Consider the following 12508-nt stretch of genomic DNA (forward strand, 5'->3'; position numbering starts at 1 on the left):
TAGGTTTAGTTTTTCTTTTTTAATGCTTCAATTTCCTGCTGCTGTGCCTTCACAGTTTTGTTAAGCTCAATCATATACAGCGTAAGCTCCTCCACTTTTTTCAAAAGCAGTGTATTTATTTCGCCCAGGTTTTGCCCGTTTTTGGCAACCTCGGCTGCTGATGGCATTTCGGGCAGGTGATGGTTTAAATCGATATAGGTTTTTACTGCCGATAGCGGGCGCAGGGCGTATGTTTTGTTAAATACATAATCGGGGAGTACGTTGTTATCAACCACTACTGCTTTTGAGTGCACGGTGCCGTTTACAGCGAGGGCTTGGTCAGGATTTGTGGTGCCGATGCCTAAATTACCATTGGCCAGGATTGTCAGGTGTTGAACGCCGCCGGTATAAACAATTAATTGATCTGAACCGCCTGTTCCAAAGCCTACGGTTTCCGAATTATTTGCAGTGTTCCTCCACGCTAATACTCCACCGTGATTTAACGACAATAGATGTGCAGGCGTTGTAGTGCCAATCCCTACATTACCGCTTTGGTCTATACGCATTCGCTCAATGGTATTGGTCCAAAAAGTCATTGGGGCGTTCGTTCGTTGGATTATTCTAAAATCATTGTTTGCCCAGCCATTAAATTGCAGTACGTTTCCATCGGAAAAAAGAGAAAGTACATCGGCAACTCCTTGAACTTGCAATTTACCCAACGTCGGGGTTGTTGTGCCAACTCCAACATTCCCGGTATTGCTATTATAAATAGTCGTTCCAGACGTTGTCCATTGCGCACTGCAAGTAATGGTAAATGATAAAATTGCAATAATGGTTGCTGAAAGGATTTTCATATAAGCTGTATTTAGTTTTTATTGTTTAATAGTTCCTTAACCTGTTTTTTTAATTGGTCGATCTCGGCCTGCTGCTGTACCAAAATTTCGTTTTGTTGTTCAAGGGCTTTTACCTGCTTATCCTTTTCAATCATATACAGCGTAAGTTCCTCCACTTTTTTCAGCAGCAGTGTATTTATTTCGCCCAGGTTCTGCCCGTTTTTGGCAACCTCGGCTGCTGATGGCATTTCGGGCAGGTGATGGTTTAAATCGATATAGGTTTTTACTGCTGATAACGGGCGCAGAGCGTATGTTTTATTAAATACATAATCCGGGAAAATGCTGTTATCAACCACTACTGCTTTTGAGTGTACGGTGCCGTTTACACTGAGAGCTTGGTCGGGCGTTGTGGTACCTATGCCAACGTTACCTGCAGAAGTAATGGTCATTCTGTTAGTTCTGCTACTTGTCTGAAACGTTATGTTTCCGGTATATGAACTAAGCACAAATCCACCGGTTGAAACCGGTACGGATTCAAGAACCATTGAATTTGCCCAGTTTGAAAAACCACCACCGGCAGAACCAGCTGCCATGAATGTACCATATGTGGTGTTACTTGAATTTTGGATAAACAACCCGTCGGTAGCGGTAGTATTTACTGCAACGCTAAGTTTTGCGATGGGGGCCACTGTCCCGATGCCGAAATTCCCCGTCGTGCCCAAATACATCGAGCCGCTGCTGGTGGAAAAGTTTAGCGCGCCAACATCGGCTCTTAAGTACATATCTGAATTTCCTGCTGAAGCATCGCCAAAATAGCCAACCCTGGTGGTGTTATTTGAATCGTAAACAGAATATACCCCGCTCGATGCGATACCGGTTGTTCCTATGCCGGTAAGCCTGACCTCGGCTGAAACAACATGTAATTTGGCCGACGGGGTCGTTGTGCCAATACCAACACTGTTAGTAGTTGTTATAATACCTGTTCCGGCCGTCCATTGTGCGCAGCATGTAACGGTAAATAATAAAATTGCGAATGCGGTTGTTAGAAAGGTTTTCATATTACTGTGTTTAGTTATTTATAGTTTTCAATTTATTTTTTTCAAAATCACAAACGCCGGACGGTCTATCAGACATTTTTCAATGAGGGAGCATGAAAAAAGTCAATACCAGCCTATTGATATTTCATATTTTGCAAAAAAATGACAAGAGTAACCCGTGATTACCTTGCGTTTTAGCAAAAAAATCGGACCTTATAAAGTTTTCACGATATTCGATTTGCGGAGCGATGCCGAAAATTAGGATAGCAGTGTTTGTTTATGATAAGGAATTGGCAATGAGCAACGATTAGCCCATTAAATTGAAGGCAAATATAAATATTATTTAAATCATCAAAATATAAAATCACTTTGCAGTTGATTTATTTTTCTCAAACGCTATTATTTTAAAAAGTGAGTAGTTAAAGCAAAGCCTATCAACCATGCCGTACAGATGACTAGACTGTTGCAACAAAGTAAACATCCATAACAATATTGCTTCTTACATCACCATTTGAATTTGCTTTCTGCATTTTTAACGTCACTGTTCTAACAACTCCAATTCCATGTGAGTTTTGCAGTTGATTTAGCACTTTGATTAAAGAGAAATATCCCCCCTCAAAACTCAATTTCTGAATAATAAATTTATCGCTCCGATACAATGCATTCTGCAACGGTACATCACTCAACTTTACCCCTTCTTTCTCCGCAATCAATGATATAGTACTGATGATATTGCTTCTGAAAGCTACTGTATCCGTTTTATATAAACTAAGTATTTTGTTAAGGTTGTTACTTTTCCGTTCAAGATAGGCGGGCTGCAAACTCAGGTCGGATGATTGCGCTATTTGCGTTTTAAGGTTTTTATTAATCTGCCAGGCTTCAATTGTTCGTTTAAAAGCAAACTGGTAACTAAGGAGCAATAAAACTATTGTTGCGCCTATCAGCAGGTATTGTTTTTTAAATGGCAATTGTTTAAGCATATCAATAATCAATTACTATCGTAAATATCCCGGTATTTTGCTCGCTGCTAAATGCATAACTATCCAGTTGCACATTTTTCACCCAGTTTTTTGTTTTTATCCTGGCTATCCATTCATTTACGGGTATTATCCGCTCCGAATTTCCCGTTATCCGTATTTTCCGCGTAGAAAATAAAATAGTCTTCTGGTTCCGGCTTGCCGCTTGGTCAACCGGGTCCACCCAGGCTTCCTTCCAGGTAATTTCCGGCGGCAGCATCGATGCCACCTGGTCAATAAGTGCCGCTTTATTGATGCCGCCTTCCCAGCCCAACACCTTGGTTAACGAATCTTTTTGATGCACCATCAGGTTGGTTTGCTGCAGGTCGTCAGAATTTTGTGCCGAACGGCTAACGAGCTCTGTTAACTTGCCATTGGACGAGTTTAAAGTCGAAAAAATAAAAAAGTTAACCAGCAGCAGTACGAAAAACACGCCCAGCACAAGGGCGCCGTAAACCTTTAGCTTCTTTTCTTCAGTTACTTTTTGCAGGACTACGCTAAGGTCAGGAACGTCTGCCTGTATAACGTCAATTTTAGACGAAAGAACTAATTGAAATGCGTTTACGTATGCAATTATCAGCTTTTCATCAATACTTTCGGATTCGATTTTCACCGGGAAATCTGAAACTGCACCTTCCTCATATTTAGTCGAAACCCATTCTGACTGTTCATTTCGGTTGATAACATTGCCGTCGAACTTTATTTCGTTACCATAAACATTTAACTGGGGCAAAACATGTTTAACCGGAAACGGTCCCAGGCTTAGCATTACTACCGAAAACCCGGCTTCGTTTACAAGCGCAATCCATTTGTCGGCCTCTGCCCTGCGGATAACTGAAACAAAAGAGTAGTTACCTGAAATAAAGTTCTGTACATAAAAATCCGCTATATTACCATTCGGTAGAATTTGGCTGAAATTGTTTTGATTTATCTCTTCAGTTTTTTCGATTTGCTTTTGCAGCACGCCCCTCCCGTACAGGTTCAATGCACCCAATGACCGGGCAGGCATTTGCTTTGCTACATCGCTAATCTTGTTGAGCGCGGGCAGCTTTGCTTTAATCTGAAGCTGTTTTTTTTCGACAGTTACCGAACAGGCACTAACCGTATAAACACCGTCCTTCCCGATACCTATGCTGATGCCGGCTGCCTCATTAATATGATAATATTGCTGTAGCATAGGTCAACGCATAATGGTTGATTTGATAAACAATACGGTTACTACTTTTGAGGAACTTTTGGTCCGACTCCCAAAAATCCATTTCAATACCGGGATCCTTGATAATATAGGGAACCCTTTTCCACCGCTATCGTTTTCGGTTCGTTCAATCCCGCCGAGTAATATAGTATCTTCACTGTGCACCCGTAAACTGGTTTCGAATTTGCTGATAGATTGTGGCGGCGGCGAACCGTCGGTCGGGACAGAAGTAAAATCAGAAATATTCACTTTTATGCCAAGGGTCACTTGGTCATCGCCTGACACTAAAGGCTTAATATCCACCGATAGATTTGCGTCAACCGGAGTATATACATTTGTAAATACAGAAGTATTATTTGCTGCTGAATTATATAAGTTTTGCGTGGTATTCTTATAGTATTGCCTGCTGCCAATACTTAAAGTAGCAGAATGCCCGTTCATGGCGGTAAGCTTAGGGACTGACCGGATATCCACATTATTATTTGTTTCGAGCGCTTGTAGCTTAACATAAAAGTTAGGAACGACGTGGCCCAGGTTAACGGACGTGAATTTACTTATACTACTTAAAAAGCTGTTGACCGAACTTGCGCTGAAAGTAAAATCCACACCTGGTAAAACAGTTCCCCCAGTTTTTACACTGTCAGCCACTCCTGCGGATATGCCTGTGGAGATACTCCTCGATTTACGGAAATCGATCATTGTCACCTCGATCAACACCACAGGTACCAACACATCAAGCTGTTTAACAAAGTTTTCAACTTCTCGTATCTGCGCCGCCGAACCCGACAACAACAGCGTGTTTTGCTCCCTGAATTCTTTTATTTCCAACCCCTTTTTCCACTCAACAGGGATCATGGCAACAACAGTATCAATAGCGCGGTTCTGTAAATGCAGCGCCTTATAGGTTCTCAAACCTTCTATCTTCTTATCACCAATCAGGTAAATACCGTCCTCGGCTTGGTAAGTATAATCCGTGCCCCTGAAAAGCAAATTCAAAAATTGTTCATAGGGCACATCGTTTACATGAATGTCGATAGTTCCCTTAATATCAGAATAGATGGAATAACTGATATTCAACTCCTGTGATGCCTGCTTAACCAGGTTGATAATTGGTGCATTAACGGCATCTGCCGAAATCAGTTTCTGACCGTTAACAACCCTGCTGAAAACACCTGCGGATACATTGTTACCGGGGTTTGCATTCGGTGGCCTGAAAGTTTTTCTAACAGATGTGTTTTTATCGCCGTTTATGTACAACTCTTCATTCTCGCCAAGTGGCTGGAAAAGGAAAAAGTTGTCGCTGGTTTTTATCATTTTGATCTCGTTTGAAAAAGCAAGCTTATCCAGTGCCGTTTCAAACGGTGCGGCGGCGATAAAAGCGCTTACCTTTTTTGTTTGTAAAGAGGATGGCACAACCACGTTTTTGCCGGAAACCTGCGTGATTTTACGGGCAACGCTGGTAAGGCTGTCATTGTCGAGCGTTAGGGACAATTTGTTTTCTGCATGGTTGTAACTCGCTATGATTTCCTTTACAGGCGGCTTCGCAAATTGGGCCGGATCGACGTAGGGCGTAACATAGATAATCGAACCGACAATAGCAATGTCGAGATTGTATTTTTGCGCCAGGAACACCAAAATATTGGTTGCCGTAACATCCGTAAAATTGTCGTTAACCGAGAAACTCAACTTGGGGTCAACACTTATGCTCAACCCGTTGGCGCTTGATATACCCATAAGGTATTGCTGCAGCGTGCCGTTTAGAAACAACTGCACCTTTTGATTAAGCCCCGGAACAGTTTTCGAAAGACTATCGAGTTTTCTTTGTATCACCTGGATACGGGTATTTTGCTGCGCCAGCATTTTCAACGGGCAGGTAAAAAGTAGGATGAAAAAAAGGATACGTATAAGTTTTTTTTGCATGCAGGTCCAGGTTCAATAATTAAATAATAAAGGGTAAATCTCGTCTATTGATGTTTGTCCCTCGCAAAATATATTAAAGGCGTTTTCCGCCAGTGTTTGTATTCCTCTTTCCTGTAAAAGGCTTTGAATATACATATTTCCATTCTTTATTTGCAATGCCAGTTCCTGGTCAACAGGGATTACTTCGTACACAGCCTTGCGCCCTTTATAGCCGGTATAATAACATTGCTCGCACCCCTGCGCTTTAAAATGTTCATGAACAGGCTTATAAGGCTTAAACTGTTTGGGATATAAATTACCACTGAAACTTTCCTTTTTTTTGCAATGTGGGCACAACAAGCGTATCAGCCTTTGAGCCACGGTGGTGTTTAGTGTATTTGCAACCAAAAAAGGGGGCACCCCCATATCCGACAGCCTGGAAACCGTCCCCCATGCCGAATTTGTGTGAATGGTTGATAAAACAAGGTGACCGGTAAGTGCTGCCCTTATGGCCATGTTGGCCGTCTCGGTATCCCTTATTTCGCCCACCATAATCACGTCAGGGTCCTGCCGTAAAAATGTTCTCAGTGCTGCTGCAAAATTTAAACCTATGGATTCCTTTAGCTGCACCTGGTTAATGCCCTCAAGTGTATATTCAACCGGGTCTTCAATCGTTAAAATATTCCGGGTTTCTTTGTTTAATAATTTAAGCGTGGCGTACAGTGTTGTTGTTTTACCGCTACCTGTCGGGCCGCTAATCAGTAGTATACCATTAGGCTTTTTAACTCCCTGAAGATAATTGTCAAGATCGAATTGGGAGAATCCAAGACTGTTCAAATCAATATCGGTGGCGTCGCTATTTAAAAGTCTTAAAACCACCTTTTCGCCAAATAGCGTTGGCAGCACAGAAACGCGGATATCAAATTGCTGGTCCTGTTGCTTAAAGTTTATCCGGCCGTCCTGGGGCAATCGTTTTTCGGCAATATCAAGATTGGCGTAAATTTTTATTTTGTTGATTAGTGCCGGGTACTCGTCACGTTTTAGCAAATACCGCTCAACCATCATACCGTCAATACGTATCCTTACCCTGCATTTGTTCTCGTAGCTTTCAATATGTATATCACTGCTTTTAAGGCTTTTGGCTTCGCGTATTAAGTTTACCAAAAAATCGTCTGCATTGTTTATGTGCATTTGCGACGAACTCTGCGCCGCATTGTCTTTGATATAATATTTTGAAAGAAGTCTTGCAACTTGTGCTGCAGGTATGGGCTCAAGCCGTACATCCAGGTTAAGCAGCAATTCCAGTTCAGCAGCTAATATATCTTCGTTTATTCCGTCTTCACAATAAAGCAGGTAATGGTCATTAGCTTTATGCTTTGGCAAAACTTTATAATGCCAGGCCTGGTCCTTGGTTAGCCAATGAATATTTTCTGTTAAAAGTATAATCTCCTCCGTCGCATTCATTTGTAAAGGATTTGCAGCAACCAGTTATCGTTTGTTAAATTTAAACCCCATCCCCACCAGCAGGCGGCCGAAAAAAAAGCGAATATCAACGCCTGAAGACCCGCCAACGGTACATGCTTATCCGCTTGTTTCGCCGTTACTTGCCATATCAGCCATATAACTATCACCAACACCAGGCTGGTCACGAAAAAAAACAGAAAGTTTAACACCGATAGGTAAAAGCATAGGCTACACAAAAACAGCACATCGCCCCAACCTAAAAAACCATCAGTAATATTAATCCACTTTTTATTTTTAACCGAAAAATATGCGGAAACCACAACAAGTTGAATCAGCAGAAAAGTAATATTAACAAGCACCGGCTGCCACATCCCGGGCGGTCTGTTACCTTGTAAGAACTGCAACGTTAAAAACAACAGCATTAAAACCGGGAACAAAAACCAGTAAACGGCACGATGTTTAATATCCTGTGCAAAAATCACTAATAACAACGCCTCAATAAAAAGTCGTAGCGCTGTCACTTAGTCTGGTGTTACTTCTTTTAAAGCTTTGTTCTGGTCAATTTCCCAAACGTTAAAGGTGCCATTGCCATTAAAATCAACCACAGCAGTCGCCTTTGCCGTAAAACCGGTATTGGTTGCATTAGATATTTCGATACGATAATTTGCCCGACCTTCCGATCCATCTGTTACGAGTTTTTCCTGTATAAAGCCTATTTCAGTTAAGTCCTTTGAGTATTTTGAATGCTCATAAAAATAGCTTTGCTCAAGCGTTTGTAAATGATTAAGCTGAGTTTTGGCTTCAAGACTTTTTGCTTTTGTTATCAAAGGAAGCAGATTGGGCAAAGCCATCAGGATTAAAATACCTATAATAACCAGCACCACCAATATCTCGGTAAGAGTATAAGCATTTAATTTTTTTCGTAATAAGGTTTGTTTAGTTCTCATTTAGTTAATAACGTCCTAAACTAATTACTTAATCGCAAATTGTCAAATTTATTAATGATTAAATAAATGCGTACCGTGTCGCACGTGCAATCAGGAATCAAACAGCAATTAAATATCAATGTTTGAAAATCTTTAATTGTCGAAAATAAGGATTATATAGGGCTAGTTGGCGCGCCGTACAAAGGCAATAGGATTAATAATAAAATCCCTTTTACTTGCTATAAAATTGTAAACCCAGCTGTTATTTTTACAAAAAGTGTGAAAGGATGTCCAAATACCGTTCCATTATTAGGAAGAGTGAGGGCGACTTTATCAAACAACTACGCCAAGGCTACATTTAGATAGTTATTAGCTTTATTTTAAAAAAACAAAGGGTAAGTGCACGGTTTATTTAAAACGGGTCTGAAAAAGAGTTCCAATCTTATAATTTGGGACGCAAGCCTCTGCCTGCTGAGGTAATTTCGAACTGGGAAAAAATTCGATCTTGTTGGTCGGTTTTCGCTACGCTTTAAAATCTGTTACTCCACGTGTTCCGGGACGAGCAATATGCTTGAAATAGAAGATCGAATTGTAACTGCCGAAATTTAATAGACAAAGAATAGAAGGAGGCTTCAACAGAAATTGAAAACCCAATTAATATTCAATATGTTATTCGTGATTTATTTCTTACTCACCGCTTTTTTGATACAGATTAATTGCAAATCTTAGGATCTAAAGACAGGTGATTCATGTGTTTTTCACAAGGAAAAAAGGTCCAAAAATCAATCATTTGTGAGTTGAAACACGATAAACGATGCTTTATTAATTACTATATTGGCACTTCTAATAGTAAGGTGAACTTACTTAACGGACAGCTTACTGGTTCGGCGTTCACAACGACTTTAAAGTGAGTGATATAAAATCCGAATATTAACTTTTATATAAACCGAAGAGTAATACAATGGTTAAAGCCTCTGCCCTGTATATTGTTATAATTATCGCGCTGGTTATCGCGTTGCTTTGCTCGGCAATTATAGTATCAGCCTATTTTTACAAAATAGAGTATCAAAAAAAATTCAGGTATAGCCAACTCCATAGTAACTTAAATTCAGGAATTAATATCCTGCTTGCCAGCACAGACGCATCATTTACCAGTCAAAAAACGGTTAGTCTTCTTAGCGGCGATGCCGACTCCGTTTCATTACAAAAGATCGACTGGGGAATATATGAAACCGGTGTTGTAAAAGCCTTTATCCAAAAAGATACGCTCTACAAATCGTTTTCATTTGCCTCTAAAATTGACTCAGCCAATTGGGCTGCACTTTATTTGATTGACCAGGACAGACCGTTTTCCTTAAGTGGCAAAACTACCATCCGCGGAGATGCCTATATCCCTAAAGCCGGGGTTCAGGCCGCCTATATTGATGGCAAAGCATACGAAGGTGATAAACGATTTATAATCGGAAAAAAACACGATAGTAAGCGATTGTTGCCGTTACTTGATGAAAGCAAGCTAAAGACATTCGAAGAATATTTTACCAATACTGTCGGGGGTGATACTGTTTTAATGGCAAAAGACTCGCTGCAAAACTCATTTTTACGCCCTACACATGTAGTCAATTTTAAAAAGACTCCCAAAATCATAAGTAACCTGCGCATCAATGGAAATATCGTACTATTTTCTGACACGACAATAACTGTTGATAGTACTGTTTTCCTGAAAATGTGCAGATTTACGCAAAGGGCTATAATTATTAAGTCCGGTTTTCATGGTACATGTCAACTTTTTGCCACTGACTCAATAAGAGTTGAGGCCCGCTGTGCGTTTGGTTACCCTTCTAGTCTTGGTGTTTTGCGTTTTCATTCATCAGCGACAAACTCGCCGATTAGGATTAACGTGGGGCAAAACACGAACTTTTGGGGTGCTATATTTACATACGACAAAACAGGATCTCAAATGGCTCCATTTATCACTTTACAAAAAAACACAAAAATTACGGGGCAAGTTTATTCGCAGGGGATGCTTGAATTACAGGATAAAACCGAAATAGACGGAAGCGCATTTACAAGCAGGTTTATTTATAGGAATACAACTAATTTATTTTGAAAATTACCTTATTAACTGCACTATTGACTCCCGGGCATTGTCGCCTTATTATTTAACGGGTTCTCTTTTTCCGGTGAGTAGTAAAAGGAAAGAGGTTTTGCAGTGGTTGGAGGGGAATTGAATATAGGGTGCGGGCACCCTGACTTAGCTATACACTAATGTTCCTTCCTTTAGGCTAGCGCTAGAAACACCTCAGGAAAAAAGGAAGCAGTTTGTGGTTAAAATGGTTAATGAAGATACGGACCTGCATAGAATGAGCATTGCAGAATTTTTATGTATAGCAGTGATGGAGCGCTCAGATTGTAAAAAAACGGCTTCTATATAGTCGATCCGCAGGTAGAATATCCACGGATCGACCGGATTTAAAATCTATTTCGAACTTCCAATTGTCCACCGGCAAAATCAAAACTATAGATTATTGAGTTTCTTCAAAGGCTGGTATTCATTAGCTTATAATATTATGGAGCAGCCTCGTATCCAAATGCTTTATTTTTAGCATCCCAATCAATTAGATAATTATTATCATCAGAAAAAGATTTGCCTTTGCTATCTACAAACTCAATGGTAAACCAATCTTCATTAGCCGTTGGTTTCTTTCCTAATTTAAACTCATAATAACCTTTGGGTTCATTTTTAAGTTCCAGCTTACCCTTTGAATTAAAAAGCCCCTTCGAGTCGATTCGGTAAAGTGTGTCTAATTTTACGCCATTTTTTTTCACAACTAACAGCCCCGATAAAACACCGTTCGTATATTTCTTATTTTCCTTTACGTAAATATATCCCAACAGTTCCCCGGCTTTTCCCTTTAAGGATTTCACCTGCTTATATTCTTTTAAAGCCGCAAATATATCTGGCGTTTGATATGATACCTTATTACTTCCGACGCTCAGACAATTCATGAAGAGCAGGCAACCGATAGTGCTAAAAACAGCTCTTTTCTTTAATAAATTCATTTTTATATTTGGTTTTAAAATGACGTTGAATTTATAAAAAAACCCTCTTTTCCCCGTCAATGGATACTGAATTTTTTAATTGATTAGCATTGTTGTAATCTCGAAATTATAAAGATGCGGTCAGGCACAAAGATCAAACCACAAGTTCTGAACATTTCAAGTTCTGACTTATAGCTTGCTAATCCTTATTTTATTTTGTTTTATTATTATCTAAAAATGCGATTCCCCGGAGGCAGTGATCTGTGCACAGCAAAATGTCCGTAAATCAAAATTTTTTCCTGTATTTTAATTTGGACTTGTGTACCTTCAAATAAATCAACTTTGGCAACTCCCAGGGTTTGTAAATATGTAGGGTCATACCTCCCTGTAGGATCTGTTGTTTCTCCATATTTCCAGACGTCCCCTTTATTTAACTCCATGGTGGCTGTGTATTTGAATAAGCCCTGGTCTGTTCACTACCAGGGCATATGTTACCCCTCGTGATTTTCGAATAATAAGAACTTCAAATCACCCTCATATTACCAAGTATGCAAAAATTGCTATCCCGCTAAAAACGATAATATTAAGAAAAAAAATAATGGTGAGACTTCTTACAATTTCGCTATTCTTATACATAAACGACTCGTATTGCAATTCATTAAATGCCAAAAAAGGAATCGCGCATTTGCAAATGAATTTGAAGAAACGAAACTTAACCTCGCTCATCTTCCTTAAGGAAATCTCCTGCTCGATCATCCTTTTTTGAGCGATATCCGTGGAACATAAGTATTCTAAGATCAACTCCAAATTCGTATGCGCTGAAATATTTTCTTTTTCCATTTTTTTAATTTTTTCAATACGTCCCCTGAACCGACTCAATAACCAATTGCTCCCCCAATAAGCCTTCCGAGTAGAACAGTTAAAGGCGCAAAAGGTCCGCCTAACAATCCCTTTCACGTCCTAAAAAAGTTCACACTGATACTTTACACTGTTCCAAAAGTAAAATTAATGAGACCGTTGCAGAATAAAAACATATAACATATTGTTAAATAGATAGTTAAGTATTTTTTGTATAATTAGACATGCCAACGAATACACAACAACTGAGCTTTTCGGCACT

Annotated in this window: 11 protein-coding genes; 1 reads left to right on the plus strand and 10 read right to left on the minus strand. The window is 39.8% G+C overall.

What is annotated here, in order from left to right; all coding sequences use genetic code 11:
- Positions 1-5: 5 nt before the first annotated feature.
- The 8 genes from NAF19_RS23390 to NAF19_RS23425 all read right to left on the minus strand — a co-directional run bounded on the left by NAF19_RS23390 (position 6) and on the right by NAF19_RS23425 (position 8370).
- Positions 6-833, minus strand: coding sequence for a hypothetical protein (locus tag NAF19_RS23390; RefSeq protein WP_252792774.1), 828 nt, complete (start codon positions 831-833; stop codon positions 6-8).
- Between the two features lie 11 nt (positions 834-844).
- The gene (locus NAF19_RS23395; protein ID WP_252792775.1) at positions 845-1870 is read right to left on the minus strand and encodes a SlyX family protein; all 1026 of its coding nucleotides are present in this window, start codon (positions 1868-1870) and stop codon (positions 845-847) included.
- Positions 1871-2304: 434 nt separating this feature from the next.
- The gene (locus NAF19_RS23400) at positions 2305-2829 is read right to left on the minus strand and encodes a hypothetical protein (RefSeq protein WP_252792776.1); all 525 of its coding nucleotides are present in this window, start codon (positions 2827-2829) and stop codon (positions 2305-2307) included.
- A 1-nt stretch (position 2830) separates the two neighbouring features.
- A complete protein-coding gene (locus NAF19_RS23405; RefSeq protein ID WP_252792777.1) occupies positions 2831-4042 on the minus strand; it encodes a hypothetical protein in 1212 nt (403 codons plus the stop codon).
- 3 nt (positions 4043-4045) lie between these two features.
- A complete protein-coding gene (locus NAF19_RS23410; RefSeq protein WP_252792778.1) occupies positions 4046-5980 on the minus strand; it encodes a secretin GspD/PilQ domain-containing protein in 1935 nt (644 codons plus the stop codon).
- Positions 5981-5992: 12 nt separating this feature from the next.
- Positions 5993-7423, minus strand: coding sequence for a GspE/PulE family protein (locus NAF19_RS23415; RefSeq protein WP_252792779.1), 1431 nt, complete (start codon positions 7421-7423; stop codon positions 5993-5995).
- Positions 7420-7944, minus strand: a complete 525-nt coding sequence (locus tag NAF19_RS23420; RefSeq protein WP_252792780.1) for a hypothetical protein — start codon at positions 7942-7944, stop codon at positions 7420-7422. Before NAF19_RS23420 ends, NAF19_RS23415 begins: the two co-directional genes overlap by 4 nt.
- Positions 7945-8370 (minus strand): type IV pilin protein, encoded by a 426-nt coding sequence (locus NAF19_RS23425; protein ID WP_252792781.1) that lies wholly within the window; start codon positions 8368-8370, stop codon positions 7945-7947.
- 940 nt (positions 8371-9310) lie between these two features.
- Between NAF19_RS23425 and NAF19_RS23430 the strand changes: the two genes are divergently transcribed.
- On the plus strand, positions 9311-10456 hold the full coding sequence (locus NAF19_RS23430) for a hypothetical protein (protein ID WP_252792782.1): 1146 nt from the start codon (positions 9311-9313) through the stop codon (positions 10454-10456).
- Positions 10457-10914: 458 nt separating this feature from the next.
- Here NAF19_RS23430 and NAF19_RS23435 read toward each other — a convergent pair whose 3' ends face one another.
- Both NAF19_RS23435 and NAF19_RS23440 read right to left on the minus strand, forming a co-directional pair.
- Complete coding sequence (locus NAF19_RS23435; RefSeq protein ID WP_252792783.1) at positions 10915-11409, minus strand: hypothetical protein; 495 nt, start codon at positions 11407-11409, stop codon at positions 10915-10917.
- Positions 11410-11615: 206 nt separating this feature from the next.
- Positions 11616-11828 (minus strand): hypothetical protein, encoded by a 213-nt coding sequence (locus tag NAF19_RS23440; RefSeq protein WP_252792784.1) that lies wholly within the window; start codon positions 11826-11828, stop codon positions 11616-11618.
- Positions 11829-12508: the final 680 nt, after the last annotated feature.

The sequence above is a fragment of the Mucilaginibacter flavidus genome (assembly GCF_024055575.1).
GTDB lineage: Bacteria > Bacteroidota > Bacteroidia > Sphingobacteriales > Sphingobacteriaceae > Mucilaginibacter > Mucilaginibacter flavidus.

What these genes read in the sequence shown, in the direction of transcription:
- NAF19_RS23390 (WP_252792774.1), bottom strand. Translation starts at nt 833, where the DNA reads ATGAAAATCCTTTCAGCAACCATTATTGCAATTTTATCATTTACCATT.
- NAF19_RS23395 (WP_252792775.1), bottom strand. Translation starts at nt 1,870, where the DNA reads ATGAAAACCTTTCTAACAACCGCATTCGCAATTTTATTATTTACCGTT.
- NAF19_RS23400 (WP_252792776.1), bottom strand. Translation starts at nt 2,829, where the DNA reads ATGCTTAAACAATTGCCATTTAAAAAACAATACCTGCTGATAGGCGCA.
- NAF19_RS23405 (WP_252792777.1), bottom strand. Translation starts at nt 4,042, where the DNA reads ATGCTACAGCAATATTATCATATTAATGAGGCAGCCGGCATCAGCATA.
- NAF19_RS23410 (WP_252792778.1), bottom strand. Translation starts at nt 5,980, where the DNA reads ATGCAAAAAAAACTTATACGTATCCTTTTTTTCATCCTACTTTTTACC.
- NAF19_RS23415 (WP_252792779.1), bottom strand. Translation starts at nt 7,423, where the DNA reads ATGAATGCGACGGAGGAGATTATACTTTTAACAGAAAATATTCATTGG.
- NAF19_RS23425 (WP_252792781.1), bottom strand. Translation starts at nt 8,370, where the DNA reads ATGAGAACTAAACAAACCTTATTACGAAAAAAATTAAATGCTTATACT.
- NAF19_RS23430 (WP_252792782.1), top strand. Translation starts at nt 9,311, where the DNA reads ATGGTTAAAGCCTCTGCCCTGTATATTGTTATAATTATCGCGCTGGTT.
- NAF19_RS23435 (WP_252792783.1), bottom strand. Translation starts at nt 11,409, where the DNA reads ATGAATTTATTAAAGAAAAGAGCTGTTTTTAGCACTATCGGTTGCCTG.
- NAF19_RS23440 (WP_252792784.1), bottom strand. Translation starts at nt 11,828, where the DNA reads ATGGAGTTAAATAAAGGGGACGTCTGGAAATATGGAGAAACAACAGAT.